This is a genomic window from Streptomyces incanus (genome assembly GCF_042656345.1).
In the GTDB taxonomy this organism is placed as follows: Bacteria; Actinomycetota; Actinomycetes; order Streptomycetales; family Streptomycetaceae; genus Streptomyces; species Streptomyces incanus.
The window spans coordinates 123102-141896 of sequence record NZ_JBHSPC010000011.1; the positions used below are offsets into that span (position 1 = coordinate 123102).

At 71.9% G+C, this 18795-nt stretch carries 16 protein-coding genes and 1 pseudogene; 8 read left to right on the plus strand and 9 right to left on the minus strand.

All coding sequences use genetic code 11. The features are described from left to right. The first annotated feature begins 101 nt into the window (after positions 1 to 101). Positions 102 to 1793: a phenylacetic acid degradation protein PaaN gene (gene paaN, locus ACFP2V_RS03375; protein ID WP_381205054.1), complete on the plus strand. Its 1692-nt coding sequence runs from the start codon at positions 102 to 104 to the stop codon at positions 1791 to 1793. Between the two features lie 22 nt (positions 1794 to 1815). On the opposite strand, the gene ACFP2V_RS03380 is transcribed toward paaN, so the two are convergent. Genes ACFP2V_RS03380 through ACFP2V_RS03390 form a run of 3 tightly spaced genes read right to left on the minus strand, consistent with a single transcriptional unit; the run spans position 1816 to position 4893 of the window. After that, entirely contained in the window at positions 1816 to 2721 is a 906-nt protein-coding gene (locus tag ACFP2V_RS03380; RefSeq protein ID WP_381205058.1) for a TrmH family RNA methyltransferase, read from the minus strand. A 10-nt stretch (positions 2722 to 2731) separates the two neighbouring features. Beyond that, on the minus strand, positions 2732 to 4069 hold the full coding sequence (locus ACFP2V_RS03385) for an HTTM domain-containing protein (protein ID WP_381205062.1): 1338 nt from the start codon (positions 4067 to 4069) through the stop codon (positions 2732 to 2734). Then, on the minus strand, positions 4066 to 4893 hold the full coding sequence (locus tag ACFP2V_RS03390) for a DUF5819 family protein (RefSeq protein ID WP_381205065.1): 828 nt from the start codon (positions 4891 to 4893) through the stop codon (positions 4066 to 4068). Before ACFP2V_RS03390 ends, ACFP2V_RS03385 begins: the two co-directional genes overlap by 4 nt. 409 nt (positions 4894 to 5302) lie before the next feature. On the opposite strand from ACFP2V_RS03390, the gene paaA reads away from it, so the two are divergent. Genes paaA through ACFP2V_RS03415 form a run of 5 tightly spaced genes read left to right on the plus strand, consistent with a single transcriptional unit; the run spans position 5303 to position 8910 of the window. Then, a complete protein-coding gene (paaA, locus tag ACFP2V_RS03395; RefSeq protein WP_381205069.1) occupies positions 5303 to 6283 on the plus strand; it encodes a 1,2-phenylacetyl-CoA epoxidase subunit PaaA in 981 nt (326 codons plus the stop codon). After that, positions 6280 to 6567 carry a 1,2-phenylacetyl-CoA epoxidase subunit PaaB gene (paaB, locus tag ACFP2V_RS03400; RefSeq protein WP_381205072.1) on the plus strand — a complete coding sequence of 96 codons (288 nt, stop codon included), beginning with the start codon at positions 6280 to 6282 and terminating at the stop codon, positions 6565 to 6567. Before paaA ends, paaB begins: the two co-directional genes overlap by 4 nt. Further along, positions 6564 to 7298: a 1,2-phenylacetyl-CoA epoxidase subunit PaaC gene (paaC, locus tag ACFP2V_RS03405; protein ID WP_381205075.1), complete on the plus strand. Its 735-nt coding sequence runs from the start codon at positions 6564 to 6566 to the stop codon at positions 7296 to 7298. The genes paaB and paaC overlap by 4 nt, the downstream gene beginning before the upstream one ends. Continuing rightward, positions 7292 to 7852, plus strand: a complete 561-nt coding sequence (gene paaD, locus ACFP2V_RS03410) for a 1,2-phenylacetyl-CoA epoxidase subunit PaaD (protein ID WP_381205078.1) — start codon at positions 7292 to 7294, stop codon at positions 7850 to 7852. Before paaC ends, paaD begins: the two co-directional genes overlap by 7 nt. Further along, positions 7852 to 8910, plus strand: coding sequence for a 2Fe-2S iron-sulfur cluster-binding protein (locus tag ACFP2V_RS03415; protein WP_381205083.1), 1059 nt, complete (start codon positions 7852 to 7854; stop codon positions 8908 to 8910). Before paaD ends, ACFP2V_RS03415 begins: the two co-directional genes overlap by 1 nt. Positions 8911 to 9123: 213 nt before the next feature. On the opposite strand, the gene ACFP2V_RS03420 is transcribed toward ACFP2V_RS03415, so the two are convergent. The 5 genes and pseudogenes from ACFP2V_RS03420 to ACFP2V_RS03440 all read right to left on the minus strand — a co-directional run bounded on the left by ACFP2V_RS03420 (position 9124) and on the right by ACFP2V_RS03440 (position 13549). Further along, positions 9124 to 9453: a rhodanese-like domain-containing protein gene (locus tag ACFP2V_RS03420; RefSeq protein ID WP_381205143.1), complete on the minus strand. Its 330-nt coding sequence runs from the start codon at positions 9451 to 9453 to the stop codon at positions 9124 to 9126. Positions 9454 to 9526: 73 nt separating this feature from the next. Then, positions 9527 to 10381: a hypothetical protein gene (locus ACFP2V_RS03425; RefSeq protein WP_381205086.1), complete on the minus strand. Its 855-nt coding sequence runs from the start codon at positions 10379 to 10381 to the stop codon at positions 9527 to 9529. Positions 10382 to 10532: 151 nt separating this feature from the next. Then, positions 10533 to 11000 (minus strand): annotated as a pseudogene (locus ACFP2V_RS03430) (hypothetical protein); the annotation flags it as partial. A gap of 99 nt (positions 11001 to 11099) precedes the next feature. Further along, positions 11100 to 12512: a DUF2252 domain-containing protein gene (locus ACFP2V_RS03435; RefSeq protein WP_381205146.1), complete on the minus strand. Its 1413-nt coding sequence runs from the start codon at positions 12510 to 12512 to the stop codon at positions 11100 to 11102. A gap of 332 nt (positions 12513 to 12844) precedes the next feature. After that, on the minus strand, positions 12845 to 13549 hold the full coding sequence (locus ACFP2V_RS03440; RefSeq protein ID WP_381205089.1) for a ScbR family autoregulator-binding transcription factor: 705 nt from the start codon (positions 13547 to 13549) through the stop codon (positions 12845 to 12847). A gap of 215 nt (positions 13550 to 13764) precedes the next feature. Here ACFP2V_RS03440 and ACFP2V_RS03445 point away from each other — a divergent pair, with 215 nt between their 5' ends. Further along, a complete protein-coding gene (locus tag ACFP2V_RS03445) occupies positions 13765 to 14829 on the plus strand; it encodes a ScbA/BarX family gamma-butyrolactone biosynthesis protein (protein WP_381205092.1) in 1065 nt (354 codons plus the stop codon). After that, positions 14826 to 15794: an NAD-dependent epimerase/dehydratase family protein gene (locus ACFP2V_RS03450; RefSeq protein WP_381205096.1), complete on the plus strand. Its 969-nt coding sequence runs from the start codon at positions 14826 to 14828 to the stop codon at positions 15792 to 15794. Before ACFP2V_RS03445 ends, ACFP2V_RS03450 begins: the two co-directional genes overlap by 4 nt. Positions 15795 to 16159: 365 nt before the next feature. On the opposite strand, the gene ACFP2V_RS03455 is transcribed toward ACFP2V_RS03450, so the two are convergent. Next, on the minus strand, positions 16160 to 18211 hold the full coding sequence (locus ACFP2V_RS03455; RefSeq protein WP_381205101.1) for a hypothetical protein: 2052 nt from the start codon (positions 18209 to 18211) through the stop codon (positions 16160 to 16162). Positions 18212 to 18795: the final 584 nt, after the last annotated feature.

An 18795-nucleotide genomic window follows, 5' to 3' on the forward strand; every position in this document is an offset into this window, starting at 1 on the left:
CGTCCCCGCCGTCCGGCACCGTCGGCTTCCGATGTCCCCGCCCCCCACCTCCTGCCCAAGGCTTTGCCCGGTCCCCGAACTCGACGAGGAGTTGGTCCCCGATGGCCGCCGAACTCACCGCGCAGCAGCTGACCACCCAGCACCGGCCCACCCTGGACCGGGCGCTGGAAGCGATCCGCACGCGCGCGTACTGGTCCCCGCACCCCGAGCACCCCAAGGCCTACGGGGAGAACGGCAGCCTGGATCTCCCGGCGGGCAAGGCCGCCTTCGACGCGCTGCTCGGCACCCGCCTCGACCTCGGCCAGCCCGGCACCGACGACTGGGTGGGCGGCGAGACCTCCCCGTACGGCGTCGAACTGGGCGTCAGCTATCCGCACGCGGACCTCGACGCGCTGCTGCCCGCCATGCGGGCCGGGATGCGGGCCTGGCGGGACGCGGGCGCCGAGACCCGCGCGGTGGTCTGCCTGGAGATCCTCAAGCGGATCAGCGACCGGACGCTCGAGTTCGCCCACGCGGTCATGCACACCTCCGGCCAGGCGTTCATGATGGCGTTCCAGGCCGGCGGCCCGCACGCGCAGGACCGCGGCCTGGAGGCGGTGGCGTACGCGTACGCCGAGCAGGTGCGCACCCCCGACACCGCGGAATGGACCAAGCCGCAGGGCAAGCGCGACCCGCTGGCGCTGACCAAGCGGTTCACCCCGGTCCCGCGCGGCATCGGCCTGGTCATCGGCTGCAACACCTTCCCGACGTGGAACGGCTATCCGGGCCTGTTCGCCTCCCTCGCCACCGGCAACGCGGTCCTGGTCAAGCCGCACCCCCGCGCGGTGCTGCCGCTCGCGCTCACCGTCCAGGTCGCGCGCCAGGTGCTCACCGAGGCCGGCTTCGACCCGAACCTGGTGGCGCTGGCCGCCGAGCGGCCCGGCGAGGGCATCGCCAAGCCCCTGGCCACGCGTCCGGAGATCCGGATCGTCGACTACACCGGCTCCACGGAGTTCGGCGACTGGCTGGAGGCCAACGCCCGCCAGGCGCAGGTGTACACGGAGAAGGCCGGCGTCAACACGGTGATCGTGGAATCGGCCGGCGACTACAAGGGCATGCTCGCCAACCTGGCGTTCTCCCTGTCGCTCTACAGCGGCCAGATGTGCACCACCCCGCAGAACCTGCTGATCCCGCGCGACGGCATCACCACCGACCAGGGCCCCAAGTCCTTCGACGAGGTCGTCGCCGACCTGGCACGTGCGGTCGACGGTCTGCTCGGCGACGACGCGCGCGCAGGCGGCCTGCTCGGCGCGCTCGTCAACCCCGGCGTCAAGGCTCGACTGGAGGCCGCCGCCGGTCTGGGTGAGGTCGCCCTCGCCTCCCGCGAGATCGCCCACCCGGAGTTCCCGGACGCGGTGGTCCGTACGCCGGTGATCGTGAAGCTGGACGGTGCGAAGCCGGACGCCGAGGCCGCCTACATGAGCGAGTGCTTCGGACCGGTCTCCTTCGCCGTCGCCGTCGACTCGGCGTCCGACGCGGCTGAGCTGCTGCGACGCACCGTCCGCGAGAAGGGCGCGATGACCGTCGGCGCGTACACGACCTCCCCGGAGTTCGAGGAGGAGGTGCGGGAGGTCTGCCTGGAGGAGGCCGCCCAGCTCTCCCTCAACCTCACCGGCGGGGTGTACGTCAACCAGACGGCCGCCTTTTCCGACTTCCACGGCTCCGGCGGCAACCCGGCGGCCAACGCGGCCCTCACCGACGCCGCGTTCGTGGCCAACCGCTTCCGGGTGATCGAGGTGCGCCGGGAGGCGTAGGCCCGGCCGGCGCGGGAGGCGCTCAGGCGGGTGCGCCCCCGGTGGCGCTCCAGTGGTACAGCGTCATGGCCACACTGGTCGCGAGGTTGTAGCTGGAGACCTGGGGGCGCATCGGCAGCGCCACCAGATGGTCGGCACGCGCGCGCAGCTCGGGCGAGAGCCCGCTGCGTTCCGAGCCGAAGGCGAGCAGCGCGTCGTCCGGCAGTTTCAGCGTGCGGATGTCCTGGCCCTCCGGGTCGAGTGCGAACACCGGGCCGGCGGGCAGTTCGTCGACGGCCAGCCGTTCCACGGCGGTCGCGAAGTGCAGCCCGGCCCCGCCGCGCACGACCGTGGGATGCCAGGGGTCGAGGGTGCCGGTGGTGACGACCCCGGTCGCCCCGAAACCGGCGGCCAGCCGGATCACGGCACCCGCGTTGCCCAGGTTGCGCGGCTGGTCCAGGACCACCACGGGCGCGGTGCGCGGGGTCTGCGCCAGCCTGGCCAGGTTGCCCGCGCGGGAGGGCCGTACGGCGAGGGCGGCGACGGCGGTGGGATGCGGGCGCGGGACGAGCGAGGCGTACGTCTCGTACGGCACCTCAGCCAGCAGCGCCGCCAGCGCCTCCCGGACATCCGGGGCCAGCTCGTCGGCGAGGGCGAGCGCGGCGGCCCGGTCCGCGGTCACCGCCACCTCGACCTCGGCCCCGAAGCGCACGGCGTGCTTGAGGGCGTGGAAGCCGTCGAGCAGAACCGCACCACCGCTGTGCCGGTGCCAGCGGGTCGCGGGGGCGGTGTCCTGGGCGGGGGCCTCAGGGGGCACGGAGTCGCTGTCGGGACCGGTGTCGTTGTCGGGACCGGTGTCGTTGTCGGGACCGGTGTCGTTGTCGGGACCGGTGTCGTTGTCGGGACCGGTGTCGTTGTCGGGACCGGTGTCGCGTTGGGGGGCGGCCATGACGTGCAGCCTACGGGCGCGTGCCGGGTGCTTTCCCGGGCATGGGGGCGGCCGGCCCCTGACCGGCCTGCTCCTCCCTGTCCACGTGATCCATCTGATCCACCTGCTCCACCTGCGCTACGTGGTCCACCGGCTCTCCCGGACTCCCCGTCCTGGGTACGGGCACCGGCGCACCGACCGCGCGCGTGCGCGGCGGCAGGACACGGAGTATCCGAGTGCGTACCCACGCGCAGGCGCGCCCGAAGGCGTTGCCCAGGCGGCGCAGGAACGACGTCGGCAGGAAGACCGCGTCGGCCGCGATCATCGCCAGGGAGAAGAAGGGCAGCCCCAGGGCGACGGCGATCACCGCGTGCTCGGTGATCATGAGCGCCAGGAGCACGTTCTTGACCCGCCGGTTGAACAGGGTGAACGGGAAGGCGACCTGTACGACGACCGTCCCGTAGGTCACCAGCATCACCAGGGTGCCGCTGGCGGTCAGCAGGTCGCCGAGGGCCGGCCAGGGGGAGAAGTACTCCAGGTGCAGCGGATAGTGCACCGCGGTGCCGTCCTGCCAGCGGGAGCCCTGGATCTTGTACCAGCCGGCCGTGGCGTAGATCAGACAGGCCTCGGCCATGATCACCAGCAGGGCGCCGTTGTGCACGATGTTGGCGACGACATCCAGCAGGCCGCGCGGCTGCGGGGTCTTTGCGTAGCGCCCCACCAGCCACCACAGCGCCTGCGCCGACCATACGGCCCACAGCAGCGCCGGGACGAACCAGTCGCCGTCCATCCGGCCGGCCAGGGTCGCCAAGAGCAGCAGGAAGCCCAGCACCCCCCACAGCGCGGGGCCCGTCCGGTCCTGCGGCCGCTCTCCACGCGCGCGTGCCTCGTCCGTGCGCCGGGCGCGCCTCGCGTCCAGGGACCACACCTGGCCGCAGCGCGTGAACACGAGGTAGACCGACATCAGGTGCAGCACGTTGTCGCCGCCGTCGCCCATGAAGACGCTGCGGTTCTGCAGCGACAGCACGCCCACCATGAACAGCACCGACATGGTGCGGGTGCGCCAGCCCAGCAGCAGCAGGACGCTCCACACCACCACGAGCAGGTAGAGGGCCTCGAACCAGCCCTGGCCGTCCGACCACAGCAGCGCGGTGAAGGAGCCGTTGGACCCGACGAGCTGATCGGCGAGGTCCCAGTCCCACGGGCCGTCGGGCCCGTACAGCTCCTGGCGGTGGGGGAACTCACGCAGCAGGAACAGCAGCCAGGTCGCGCTGAAGCCGATCCGGATCACCGCGGTCTGATGGGGGCCGAGGGCGGAATCGGTGACCCGCGCGGCGGCGCCGGAGACCTTGAGCAGGAAGCGGTTCACCCGATGCCTCCCCGGGCCTCGTCCTCCGGCACCGGCCACCAGGGCAGCGTGCGGTACACCAGCTTCGTGGAGACCTCCTCCTCGCTCCACTCCGGCGGCGGCACGTCGGCCGTGCGGGAGCGGACCTGGATCCGGTCGACGACACCGCCCGGCCCGGCCGCCTCCGACCGGTCGAGACGCATCACCATGATCCGGCGCAGATACGACTCGGCCAGCGTGCCGCGCATCCCCACCGGCCGGTCCTCGCCGTCGTGCGTGGCGACGAAGAAGTCCCAGGCGCGGCGCAGCTCGTTCTGCTGGGTGTGGCTGGGCAGGAGGTTGCCGTCGATGGCCCGGCCGTCCTCGGCGGACAGGTCGTACCAGCCGGTGGTCCGCACTCCCCCGTCCGGCGTCAGGACCTCGGCGCGGACCTGGACGGAGATGTTCTGCTGCAACGGGTTCGGCGCGAACAGTTTCCAGTTCTGCTCGAACTCCGGGTAGATCCAGTCCTCGATCGCCTCGGCGTGCCCCTTGGAGACCGTGTTCGCGGGCGCGACGTGGAGGAACGTCATGCCTATGTGCACACAGACGACGGCGGCGACGATCCCGAACGCCACGGCGGCGGCGATCCGATGGCGGAGGGAGAGGGCGGCCACGCCGGTACGGGGCTCAGGAGGTGGGGGATCCGCGTCCGGGGCCGGAGGGGCGTCCGAGGGCCGGGAATCGTCCTGGCCGGCGGGCACCGGTGCGGGAGCGGGCGGGAAGGAGGTCGGGGCAGGGTCGCTCGGCACGCCCGGCCCGGTCCGCCCGTGCCGGGCGTGCGAGCCCTCGTCGTACGCGTCCATCCCGCCCCGTCCCCACAGTCCCGGTGCCCACGGTCCCGGCCCGAATCCCGGTCGATCGCCAATCCCGGTCGATCGCCGCCGCCGTCCGGCGTGCGAGAACGACGTGCCGCCCGCACACCGCTTCGCAGCGTCGCACGGGAACGGTACTCAGCACCGGCCATCGCGGCACAGATCCAGCGGTCCGCACATTCCGTGGCCGTCACCACATCCACGGCCGGCCCGGTTGCCCACAGGCGGGCCCGCCCCGCCGGGACGCTCCCGCCCCCCGCAGGTTATCCACAACTGTTGACACCTCGCGGCCCCCGTCTCACCATGGAATCGCACGAACCGAACGATCGGTCGGGAGCGTGTTCCGGGGAGAACCCGAGAAGAGCCCAGGTCGAGAAGAGCCCAGGTCGAGGGGGACCTCATGGCGACAGCAGTCGACAGCGTCGGCGCAGGCAGCAGCACGGAGTACGAGCGCGCCTTCGACGCGGCCGTGGCCGCCGACGAGCGGATCGAACCGCGCGACTGGATGCCCGACGCCTACCGCGCCACACTCGTCCGGCAGATCGCGCAGCACGCCCACTCCGAGATCATCGGCATGCAGCCGGAGGCCAACTGGATCACCCGCGCGCCCTCGTTGCGCCGCAAGGCGATCCTGATGGCCAAGGTGCAGGACGAGGCCGGACACGGCCTGTATCTCTACAGCGCCGCCGAAACCCTCGGCACGGGGCGCGACGAGCTGCTGGACAAGCTGCACTCCGGCCGTCAGAAGTACTCGTCGATCTTCAATTACCCCACGCTGACCTGGGCCGACGTCGGTGCGATCGGCTGGCTGGTGGATGGCGCCGCGATCACCAACCAGGTGCCCCTGTGCCGTTGCTCGTACGGCCCGTACGCGCGCGCGATGGTGCGCATCTGCAAGGAGGAGTCCTTCCACCAGCGCCAGGGCTACGAGCTACTGCTGGCCCTGAGCCGCGGCACCCCCGAGCAGCACGCGATGGCCCAGGACGCGGTGGACCGCTGGTGGTGGCCGTCGCTGATGATGTTCGGCCCGCCCGATGACGAGTCCCAGCACTCCGCGCAGTCGATGGCCTGGAAGATCAAGCGGCATTCCAACGACGAGCTGCGCCGGCGCTTCGTCGACATCTGCGTCCCCCAGGCCGAGTCGCTCGGCCTCACCCTCCCCGACCCGGACCTGCGGTGGAACGAGGAACGGGGACACCACGACTTCGGCCCGATCGACTGGGCGGAGTTCCGCGACGTCCTCAAGGGCAACGGCCCGTGCAACGAGGAGCGGCTGACCCGGCGCAGGCGCGCCCACGAGGAGGGCGCCTGGGTCAGGGAGTCGGCAGTCGCCTACACGGCCAAGCACACGACCGGCGAGACAGGAGCGATCCGCGCATGACCGACATCGACTGGCCCCTGTGGGAGGTCTTCGTGCGCTCGCGCCGGGGACTGTCCCACACCCACGCCGGCAGCCTGCACGCCCCGGACGCGGAGCTGGCCCTGCGCAATGCCCGCGATCTGTACACCCGGCGCGGCGAGGGCGTCTCGATCTGGGTCGTTCCCTCGTCCGCGATCACCGCGTCCTCGCCCGACGAGAAGGACCCGTTCTTCGAACCGGCCGCCGACAAGCCCTACCGGCACCCGACGTTCTACGAGATCCCCGAGGGGGTGCGGCACCTGTGACGACGACACCCGCCCAGGACACCGTCCTCACGGCGGCCGCGCTCGCCCTCGGCGACGACGCCCTGGTGCTCTCCCACCGCCTGGGCGAATGGGCCGGCCACGCCCCGGTGCTGGAGGAGGAGGTCGCCCTCGCCAACATCGCGCTGGACCTGCTGGGCCAGGCCCGCGTCCTGCTGTCGCTGGCGGGCGACGAGGACGAGCTGGCGTTCCTCCGCGAGGAGCGCGCCTTCCGCAACCTCCAGCTGGTCGAGCAGCCGAACGGCGACTTCGCCCACACCATCGCCCGCCAGCTGTACTTCTCCACCTACCAGCACCTCCTGCACACGGAACTCGCCGCCGGGGGCGGCCCGCTGGCACCGCTGGCCGGCAAGGCCGTCAAGGAGGTCGCCTACCACCGCGACCACGCCGAGCAATGGACCCTGCGGCTCGGCGACGGCACCGACACAGGCCACACCCGGATGCAGCGGGCCGTGGACGCGCTGTGGCGGTACACCGGCGAGATGTTCCAGCCGGTCGAGGGCCTCGGCGTCGACTGGCCGGCCCTGGAGACGGCCTGGCTGGAGCGGATCACACAGATACTGCGCCGGGCCACGCTCACCGTGCCCGAAAGCCCGCGTACGGGTGCGTGGGCGGCCGGTGCCGGGCGCCAAGGGCTGCACACCGAGTCCTTCGGCCACATGCTCGCCGAGATGCAGCACCTGCACCGCAGTCACCCGGGGGCGACATGGTGACCCCGGCGGCCACCACCCCGCTGGAGGCGGAACTGCTGGAACTGGCCGGTTCGGTGCCCGACCCCGAACTGCCCGTGCTGACCCTGCGCGAACTGGGCGTGGTGCGCGCGGTGCACGCGCACGGGGCGGACACCGTCGAGGTCGAACTGACCCCCACGTACACGGGGTGCCCGGCCGTCGAGGCGATGTCGGCGGACATAGCGCGGGTGCTGCGCGATCACGGGGTGCGCGAGGTCACCGTCCGCAGAGTGCTCGCGCCCGCCTGGTCGACCGACGACATCACCGACGAAGGGCGGCGCAAGCTCCGGGAGTTCGGCATCGCCCCGCCGCGCGTACGGCCGGCGTCCGGTGCGGTCGCGGTGGCTCTCGGGCCGACCCGCGCCCGCGACCCACGGGCGGGCGGAGCGGACGAGCCCACGCCGGAGCCCGTGCGGTGCCCGCACTGCGGCTCCGCCGACACCGAGTTGCTCAGCCGTTTCTCGTCCACCGCGTGCAAGGCGCTGCGCCGGTGCCTGGCCTGCCGTGAACCGTTCGACCACTTCAAGGAGTTGTGATGGCGCGCTTCCACCGGCTCCGGGTGGCCGCCGTCGACCGGCTCACCGACGACTCCGTCGCCCTCACCCTCACCGTCCCGCCGGACCTGCGCGAGGAGTACCGCTACGCACCCGGCCAGCATCTGGCCCTGCGGCGCAGGGCCGACGGCGAGGACATCCGGCGCACCTACTCGATCTGCTCCCCGGCCCCCGACGGCGCGGGGCCCGGCACGCTGCGGGTGGGGGTGCGACTGGTCGAGGGCGGCGCCTTCTCGACGTACGCCCTGAAGGAGGTCGGCGTCGGGGACGAGCTGGAGGTGATGGTCCCGGCGGGCCGGTTCACCCTCTTGCCCGCGCCCGGCCGGTACGCGGCGATCGTCGGCGGGAGCGGCATCACCCCGGTGCTCTCCATCGTCTCGACCCTTTTGGAGCGCGAGCCCGGGGCCCGGTTCTGCCTGATCCGCAGTGACCGGACAGCCGCCTCGACGATGTTCCTGGAGGAGGTCGCCGACCTGAAGGACCGCTACCCCGACCGGTTCCAGCTGGTGCCGGTGCTCTCGCGGGAGGAGCAGCAGGCGGGGCTGCCCTCCGGACGGCTCGACGAGGAGCGGCTCGCCGCCCTGCTGCCGGCCCTGCTGCCCGTGGGACAGGTGGACGGCTGGTTCCTGTGCGGCCCGTACGGGCTGGTCGAGGGGGCCGAACGGGCCCTGCGCGGCCTGGGTGTGGCGCGCTCCCGCATCCACGAGGAGATCTTCCACGTGGACACCGGCGCACCGGCCGCCCCCACGACGCCGGCCCCCGTCCACAGCACGGTCACCGCCCTGCTCGACGGACGCGGCGGCACCTGGCCCGTCCAGGCCGGCGAGTCCCTGCTGGAGACGGTGCTGCGCAACCGCCCCGACGCCCCCTACGCCTGCAAGGGCGGGGTGTGCGGAACGTGCCGCGCCTTCCTCGTCTCGGGCGAGGTGCGGATGGACCGCAACTTCGCGCTGGAGTCGGAGGAGACCGACGCGGGCTACGTACTGGCCTGCCAGTCGCATCCGGTGACGGAGAGGGTGGAACTGGACTTCGACCGCTGACGGACGCCGGCACCGGCACCGGGGACACGGTGCGACCCCGGCCCCGCCCTCGCCACCAAGCACCTGGACCTCTCGCTCGGCCCGGTGGCAGCACACGAGGAAGCACCGGGCCGGGGGAGAGAGATCTGCCGGTGACGCGTCCCCTGGGCCGAGCCCGCCGTACTGGGCCGAAGGAGCGGCCGCGCGTGATGGCCGCCGCCGCCCTTCCGATTCCTACAGAACGTGTCCGGGCTGTCCGTCATCGGTGACGACCGGGCGCCCGGCGGACTCCCAGACCTGCATACCGCCGTCCACGTTCACGGCGTCGATGCCCTGCTGGACCAGATACATCGTGACCTGGGCCGAACGCCCGCCGGAACGGCAGATCACATGCACCCGGCCGTCCTGCGGAGCCGCCTCGGTCAGCTCGCCGTAACGGGCGACGAACTCACTGATCGGAATGTGCAGCGCCCCTTCGGCATGACCGGACGTCCACTCGTCGCTTTCGCGGACGTCCAGCAGGAAGTCGCCGTCCTTGAGGTCCGAGACCCCGACCGTGGGCACCCCAGTCGCAAAACTCATGCCCCCGACGCTACCGGAAACCACGGCCCGGGACTCACGTCCACCGGACCGGAACTCAGCCCTCCAGGGCCTCCAGGGCCGCCAGCTCCGCCTCACGCTCGGCCACCTGGGCACGCAACTGCTCGGCGATCTCCTCCAGGAGACGGTCCGGGTCGTCCGGGGCCAGCCGGAGCATCGAGCCGATGGCGCCCTCCCCGAGCTCCTTCGCGACCAGCGTGAGCAGTTCCTTGCGCTGGGCGAGCCATTCGAGCCGGGCATAGAGCTCGTCGCCGGCGCTCGGGGCCTGCTCCTTCAGCTTCGGGCCCGCCGCCCATTCCGCGGCGAGCTCCCGCAGCTCGGCCTCGCTGCCGCGGGCGTAGGAGGCGTTGACGCGGGTGATGAACTCCTCGCGACGGTGGCGTTCCGCCTCCTCCTGCGCCAGGTCCGGGTGCGCCTTGCGGGCGAGGTCGCGGTAGAGCTTGCGGGCCTCCTCGCTGGGCCGCACCCGCTCCGGAGGCCGGACGGGCTGGTCGGTGAGCATGGCCGCGGCCTCCGGGAAGAGACCGTTGCCGTCCATCCAGCCACCCAGCAGTTCCTCCACACCGGGGATCGGCTGCAGCCGGGAGCGCGCGTCGTCGGCCAGCCGACGGTCCTCGGGATCACCGCTGCGGGCGGCCTTGGCCTCCAGGATGCGGGCGTCCAGCTCCTCGAGGCGGGCGTACACGGGGCCGAGCCGCTGCTCGTGCAGCCGGGAGAAGTTCTCGACCTCGATGCGGAAGGTGTCCACCGCGATCTCGAACTCGATCAGCGCCTGCTCCGCGGCCCGCACAGCCTGCTCCAACCGCGCCTCGGGCCGCTGCGCACCACCGCCGGCCGCCGCCTGCTCCGCACCGGCGCCGCCGCTGCCCTGCTCACCCTCCGAGGTCGTCACCCGAACAGCGTAGGCCACCACCGCCACCCCCGAATCCCCTCACCCTGCTTCCTGACGCCGCCCACCCTGCCCCCCGGCAGCCGGGCGACCTCTCCACCCGGCCGACCAGGAACCGACCAGGGTCATGGCCCCATCGGTCCCGCCCACCTCTCACCCGGCCGGCCTCGACGTCGTCCCCAAGCACCGGAGGCTGTCGTCACCGCCCTCAGCATCCATGATCACCGGCTTGCCCGGCCGCCGCCCCAGCGTCCGCAGGAACCCGCAGAACACATCGGGTCGTTCCTGGCCCTGGAGCTCCCGCGGATCCACATCGAAGTCGCTCTCTTCCGCTGCGCGGAAGCGGAAGACCGCCGGCACACCGGCCGCGGGCCACACCCTCAGGGCCGGGCACTCGGCGTCAGCCGGGCGGGACAGCACGTCCTCCGCCCTCGGGATCGGCAGCACCGGGCAGCACCGCCTCGCCTTCGGAGCACCGGCGCCTCCAAGCACTCGCGACGACGAGATCGAGAACCGCCCGCCAGTCCTGCGCCGAGGCATCAGGCGTACACAGGTCCGGCAGCGCCCCCGGCAGTTCCGGGTCGAAGAAGCACTTGACGTCGTCCCACAACAGATCAGCCACCGCGCCCCCAGGGACACGATTCCCTTGACGAACCGCGTGGGGGAACCCGTAGGCCTCCGGAGGCCCTCCGGAGAGCCTCCGGAGGGACGGAAGCGGTGCTCAGACCCCCATCTCCGCCGCGATCCGGCCCGACCGGACCGCTGCCACCAGGTCCGCGTGGTCCGCCTCCGTGCGGTCGGCGTAGCGGAAGGCGAAATCGCCCATCGCCTCGTCGAGTTCGTCGTTCCTGCCGCAGTAGCCCGCGATCAGGCGGGGGTCGGCGCTGTGGGAGTGGGCGCGGGCCAGGAGCGCGCCGGTCATCCGGGCGTAGTCGTCGACCTGGTCGGCGGACAGGGCCGTCGGGTCGACGCTGCCCTTGCGGTTGCGGAACTGCCGTACCTGGTAGGGCCGCTCCTCGACGGTCGTCCAGCCCAGCAGGTTGTCGCTGACCACCTGCATCCGCTTCTGGCCCAGGACCACGCGCCGGCCCTCGTGGCCGGCGTCGGGCACGTCGAAGCCGGCCGTCAGCAGATGCGGCACCAGCGCCGAGGCGCGGGCCTCCTTCACCTGGAGGACAAGAGGCTCACCCCGGTGGTCGAGGAGCAGCACGACGTACGAGCGGGTGCCCACGCTGCCCGTGCCGACGACGCGGAACGCCACGTCCTGCACCGCGTGCCGGGCCAGCAGCGGAAGCCGGTCGGGCTGGAGGGTGCCGACGTACTGCTCCAGGGAGGAGGCCACCGCGAGGGCCTCGGCGTCGGGGACACGACGCAGCACCGGCGGGGCGTCGACGAAGCGGCGTCCGCCGTCCTCCGTCGCCTCGGTGGACTTGGCCGCAAAACGGCCGCTGGTGTTGGCGCGGGCCTTCGCGTAGACCCGCTCCAGCGTGCCGAGCAGATCGTGCGCGTCGGTGTGGGAGACCAGCTCCTCGTCGGCGATGGCGTTCCACGCGTCCAGCACCGGCATCCTGGCCAGCAGCCGCATCGTGCGACGGTAGGCGCCCACCGTGTCACGGGCGGCCTTGCGGCAGGTGTCCTCGTCCGCGCCGACCTCCCGTCCCGCGAGCACCAGCGAGGTGGCGAGCCGCTTGAGGTCCCACTCCCAGGGGCCCCACACCGTCTCGTCGAAGTCGTTCAGGTCGATGACCAGCCCACCGCGCGCGTCGCCGTACAGGCCGAAGTTCGCCGCGTGCGCGTCACCGCAGAGCTGCGCGCGGATCCGCGTCATGGGAGTGCGGGCCAGGTCGTGACCCATCAGGCCCGCCGCTCCGCGCAGGAAGGCGAACGGTGTCGCCGCCATCCTGCCCACCCGTATCGGTGTCAGCTCGGGCAGCCGGCCACGGCTGGACTCCTCGACCGCGCTGACCGCGTCGGGTCGGGAGGGATCCGGGTCGAAAGCGGAGTGCGCACTGCGCGGCACCAGCCGGCGCAAAGCCTTGCCGTCCGCCTTGGCCGAGCCCTCGGGCGGCCACACCGCGAAACCCGGTACGCGCGGCAGCCGCCGCACCTCACCGGCGGCGAGGCCCGGCTCCACCTGCTCCGTCGCCCTGCCCGTCCCGACCCCGTCGGCACCCGTCTCGGTCACCACAACCGCCTCCCCGTACGCCCACACGTACGCCCGTACCCACACGTCGGCCGCGCCGCACCCGAACGGCCGCCGCCGGTCGTCCCGTCTCGATGTCGACACGGGCCTCGACGCGGGCCATGACATCAACCGTGCCGACCGTACAGCCCGGTGGCCGAAACACGTCAGGCCCTGTGGGCAACTCCGGTGCTGTGGACAACTCCGTCACCCACCCGCGCCCCTGCCACCCCCCACCCCGCAACCACCGTCCACCCCGTCGTCCGGGCCGCGGTGACCGCCTGTCATACCCGCCCAGCCGTCCCGCTGCCCCACTGTCCCACTCCTGCCTCGGCGGCCACATTCCCCGTGGCCGGCTCCAGCCGCCCCGCCTCGAGGGCCCGTCGGCCGCGGTCCGCCGAGATGTCCAGCCGGGCCAGCACCGCCGGCACCGCGATGCCCGGCAGCATGTGCTGGAACAGCACCACGACCCGGTGTTCCAGGTCCCGTCGCTGACAGCGCAGTTGCGAGAGGAGCTGCACTCCCGAAAAGCTCGCGACCAGCAGTTCCGCCGTCTCCGTCACCTCGACGTGCGGCAGCAGCTCGCCCCCCGTTTTCGCCTCGGCCAGGGTCCGGGTGGTCTGGTCGATCCACATCCGGAACGCCGGGGTCCGGTCCAGCCCCAACGCTCCCTGGTCCAGGGCCAGTCCGACACTGGCGCGCACCAGTGGATCCGTACACAGCCGCAGGGCCAGCACCAGACCGGAGTCGACGAGCTCCTGGAGCTTGCTGGACTGGGGCGGCAGGGTCACCGCCAGCTGCTCCTCGAAAACGCCGAGCGCCAGCTCCTCCTTGGAGCCGAAGTGGAAGTACAGCGCGCCCTTGGTCACCCCTGCTCGGCCCAGAATCTCGCCGATGGTCGCCGAGGTGTACCCGCGCTCGTCGAAGACGGCCGCGGCCGCGGCCAGAATGGTCCGCCGTGTGCGGATCGCGCGCTCCTGTCGCGCCATCGGGTGCCTCCTGATCTCGGTGGATCTCGTGGATCGCCGTGAAGTAGCCATGCGGTAGCCGTACGGTCGGCATACCGCCGTACCACGATGCCGTGCGGGCGCGTGGGCTGGTGGGCTCGTCTCCAACGGTGTGGATCACCCTTGAAAAAAACCGGCTCGTCCGTATCTTAGTGCGAAGTCGACCGGAGCCAGGCCTTCTATCCGGAGGGTTCCTCATGCCGCAGTCAGGTGCCACAAGCACACCCACGGAAGACCGGACCGGACAGCGGAGCGCGCCCGCAACCACCGCTGGACGGGCCGCCGGCGCCCGCACCGTCACCCGGGTCACCACGGAACTCGCCCACCGCACCCGCGCGGCGGACATCTTCCCGACGGAATGGGTCCGCCTGTCCGAACGCGACTTCCGCGTCACCGCGCACTGGCCCGCCGACCACTCCTTCTTCGGCCCCGTGAACGACCTCCACCAGGATCCGATGATCATCGCCGAGACACTGCGCCAGACAGCGATGGCCCTCGCCCATGCCGAGTTCGGCGCCCCCCTCGACACACACTTCGTCATGTGGGACCTGGGAATCTCCACCGTCCCCTCCGAACTGCTGCTCGCGGACGCCGCGGAGCCGGTCACCATCGATGTCGTCTGCTCCGAGATACGCCGCCGGGGCCGCGGCCTGAGCAGCATGCGGACCATCATGGAGTTCCACCGCGCGGGACGGCTCGTCGCCCGGGGCACCGGCAGCATGGGCTGCACCTCGCCGGCCGCGTACCGCCGCCTGCGGGCCGGGCAGCCGGCCGGCCCGGGCACCGCGATATCTCCCTTCCCCCCCGTCCCTCACGAACTGGTCGGCCGCCGCCGCGCGGAGGACGTCGTCCTCTCCCGCTCGGACCGCCCCGGTACCTGGCTCCTGCGCGTCGACACCGGTCACCCCGTCCTCTTCGCCCGGCCCAACGACCACGTCCCCGGCATGGTTCTGTTCGAGGCGGCCCGCCAGGCAGCGACAGCGGCAACCGGCGGACGCGTCTTCCTGCCGTCCGACCTGGCCTCCTCCTTCAACCGCTACACCGAACTGGACAGCCCTTGCCTCCTCGAAACCGAGGTCTTCGACAAGAGCGGACCCGGCGAAGAAGCCAGGAGCCCCGACCGGGAGGACAACGGCGAAGGAGGCGAGGTGACCGTACGGGTCTTCGGCCTGCAGAACGGCGAACCCGTCTTCACCGTCACCCTCGCTTCGGCGCCCCACCGTCGGACCCCGGGGCCGCCCCCAGTACGGTCGCTGACGTGACGGTGAACATCCTGATCACGGGCGGCACCGGCTTCATCGGCAGCCGGGTCACCGCCGCGGCACGCCAACGCCCATATACCCGTGTCCGGTTGCTGTCCCGCCGCACCCCCGCCGGGAGCGCACGGCCCGAAGCCCCGCAAGCGAACGCCTTCCCGGGCGCGCCCCCGTCCGCCGGAACCGTCCCCGGCGACCTCGCCGACCCCGCCTCTCTGCACGGCAGTTGCGCCGGCGTCGATGTCCTCGTCCACTGCGCCTCGCGCATCACCGGCGACCCGGAATCCGTCGCGGCGGTCAACGACCAGGGCACGAAGGCCCTGGTGGAGGAGGCGGTACGCAGCGGGGTGCGCCGCATCCTGTACGTGAGCACCGCCGCCGTCCACGGCAGGGGCCCCTTCCACGGCGTACGGCCCGGCGAGACCCCCGTCGCCCCCGCCTCCAGCACCAGCCGCACCCGTGCCGCGGCCGAGCGGCACGTCCTCGACGCGGGCGGCCTGGTGCTGCGACCCCACCTGGTGTACGGCGCGGGCGACCGCTGGGTGCTCCCCGGACTGGTGGGACTCCTGAGGGAGTTGTCGGCGACCGTGGCAGGCTGCGGGGCCCTGCACTCGATGATCGACGTCGGCTCCCTGGGCCGCGCGGCCGTCGCCGCGGCGCTCTCCCCGGCCCACGAACCCGGCGTCCACTACGTCAACCACCCGGACCCGGTCACCGCGTCGGAACTGCTCGCGGCCGTCTGCACACAGGTGGAACAGCCCGGCGAGGGAACGCCGGTCGACGTCGCGACCGCCTACGCGCGGGCCGCCGGCTCCCCACGCGCCCTGCACCACCTCGGCATGCTCACCGTCGACCACTGGTTCAGGGACGACACCTTCTGGGACACCCTGGACTGCTCCCCGGGCGCTCCCTTCGCCCACGTCTTCCCCCGGGCAGCCTCTTGGTACCGGTCGTTCGTCGGCGCGCCCTGACCGACCGCCCTTGCACTCCGGCCCGCCCGCGCTCGTCCGCCACTCCGACACCAAACCAACTCGTCGGTTTCCCCCTAGGGCAAAAGTTCGACCCCACCCAAGGCCCATCACATCGCCGTCCGGCCACCGAGCCGCCGTCGTCTCACGGCACCCGGCCGAGGCCGCTGCGGCCGCAGCGGCCTCGGCATCCGGCTCCAGTGACTTTTTCCCGGCCGCCACGGCCCCTCTCGCCGCAGCGGTCCGCGAACAACGCCGGTCCGCCTGGTGTGTTCAGCGGCCGAGCCCGGCCCGTCCGCCCGTCCGCAACGGGCCGACCGTGCTCGTCCCGCCTGCCACGGTGAACCAGCCGCCGTTCATCCTGTCCGTCAGCTCAGATCGGCTCGGTTCGCGTCGAGGGCCGGTATCAACAGCGTGCCGCTCGGCGCATGTTCCTGCTGATGGAGGAGGGCCGTGTCGGCGAGGGCGTTGACGGCGGTGTTGAACCGTTCCATCGAGGTGGGCTGGTCGGGGCCGAGGACGTACTCCTTGAGCGTGTGCCGGTCGAGTGCCATCGGGTCATGGCGTGGCTCTCGCACCGATCGCAGGATCTCCGGCAGCCGGGTGCAGGCCCGGTCGAGGAGATAGGCGCCTCCCGCGGTGGTGTAGGCGGCGCGGAATTCCTCGTCGGGCAGGTCGTGAGCGTTGGTCAGGACGTACGGCTTGAGGCTTGCGACGAAGTCGGCGACGACGGATGAGACGTCGCTGATGAGGATGTCCGCCTGGTTGAAGCACTCGTACAGGGTGGGCAGTTGGCCGGTGATCACCTGGTGGCGGAGGGGGCCGGTGTGGCTCCAGAAGAGGTGGTGCCATTCGGCTTCCAGTGCGTGCCACTCGTCGGAGCCGGTGTGGTCCGGCATCCGCGCGTCGCGCGTTTGCTGGGCGTCGTCGCCGGTTCGGTTGCGGCCGGCGAGTTCGTTGAGCCGTTCCTTGATCTCCTGCATCCGCGGCTCCTGCCCGGCGGCGAGGCCGGGCAGGGTGCCGGCGGACTGGCGTCGGCGGTTGTCGGCGTCGAGCATCTCCCGGATGGCCTGATCGGCGGCCGCGGCTTCGTCGGAGCGCTTGCCGGTCAGCGGATGCGGTTTGTACAGGACCCGTACGCCCTCGTCGAGCAGGGCACTGACCAGGGCCGTACCCATGGGGATCAGGGAGGTGTGGCAGTCGTCGTCGCTCCAGCCTTCCCAGGTCGGCGCGTACAGCACGACAGGCAGCGGGCCGGGTATGTGCTCGTCGTACGGCCGGATCGGAGCCAGCTGGGGACGGCCGACCTCCACGATCGCGGCGTCGTCGATGGCGTGCCGGATCCGCTGGTAGCGGTCGCGGCCTGCGCGTCCGGCCACCCAGATCTCGTCGTACACCTTGCTGACCCGGTTGCTGCTGGCGAGCTTGTCGCTGTCGCCATGGCCGATGAAGACGTGCTTGGCCTCGGCGACGCGCAGCATGTGGACGTTCTTGCCCGCGTTGCCCGGATACAGCACCACCTTCAGGTCGGGCAGGTCCAGTTGGGCCAGGTCGTCGGCTCTGGGCACGCACACGACCGGGAGGCGGGTGCGGCTGAGGTAGGAGAAGGAGGCGCGTTCGCGCAGGATGATCAGCGGGCGGCGGTCGAGGTTCTCCAGGGTTTCGATCCACATGTTGACCTGGTACATGAAGTTCCGGGAGACCGCGGCGAAGCTGAAGTACAGGGCCACCTCCGGCCGGTAGTCGGCCAGCTGCCGGTTGAGTGCGGCGATGATCTCCTCCCGCTCCGGCGTCCGGCGGGCCGTTCGCACCTGCGTGGCCAGGGCCAGCAGCATGAGAGCGGACAGGCCGAGGCTCGCCGCGTATCCGGCCTTGGTGAGGGACCATGCGGCGGTCGCCAGACCGGCGAGCAGCCCCGCGTGCATCGGCAGGTCGAGGTGGAGCAGCCGGCGCAGGTAGCGGCGGTACAGCAGGGGCAGCGGCGCCTTGGGGATGCCCGCGTCGCTCATGTCCATATTGCGCACGGCGATCGGGAGCGTCCGCTTCCGGTGGATGACGCGGTGCAGCGCGGTGTAGAGCACGAGTATCCCGAACTGGGCGCCCAGGACGAGCAGTCCGGCGACCAGCACGGGCTCGGGTGCGTCCATGCGCACCGCCAGCACGAGAAGCAGCGCGTCACGAAGCAGGAATCGCATGATCCGGTCGAGCCTGAACGTGGCCACCCGGCGGATGAAGGCGGGCTCGACGCGGTGCAGCCACGCGTCCGTGACATAGCTGACGGCTGATGCGGCGATGAACCCCCACAGATGGGGAAGCAGAGCGAACAGCGGTAGCGCCGCATAGCTCGCCCCGAGCAGGAGCGCCAGCGCAAAGCCGCCCCACGTGTGTATGCGCAGCGCGGCACGCAGCGGTCGAACCATGGTTGCTCGATGCCCCTTCCAGGGTGCGGCTCGAAAGCCGCCCGAGAGATGAGTAATACGTGTGTTGGACACATGAATGAGGTGAACGGTTGTACGACAAGAGGTAAATTTCTCGGCGTGCGAATCGGGCGAACCCGACGCACTTGCCCCAGGGCCTACGTGACGATCGGTCGACCGTCAGGCGTGTGCCGCCATGTCCGCCGCCCGCGGTCGGAGGGGGCGGCGCGCAGGCCCGCGTGCGGGAGCCGGGGGACGCCGCGCCCACATCCATCGGATTGCCGTTCTGGAACGTGGTGGGATACCGCCGGGCGGTGCGGGCGGCCCGCTCCGCGCGCTTCCGGCAGACGTCGAAAGGCGAAGCAGGCGTTGGAGCTTCCCTTGGACGAGAGCGAGGACAGCCCCTCGTACCGGCATCCGTACGGCTCGGTGACGCGGACGAAGGCCGCGGACTCCACCAGGAGTGCCGCGGGTCGCGGGCGTCACGCCGTTCGGCATCCTGTGCACCGCCCCTCAGCGGTTCCTCGAGCCGGGGCCGGGGGAGTATCTCGCCTCCTGAGGCGGCGTCATCGGACCGTGCCGGGATG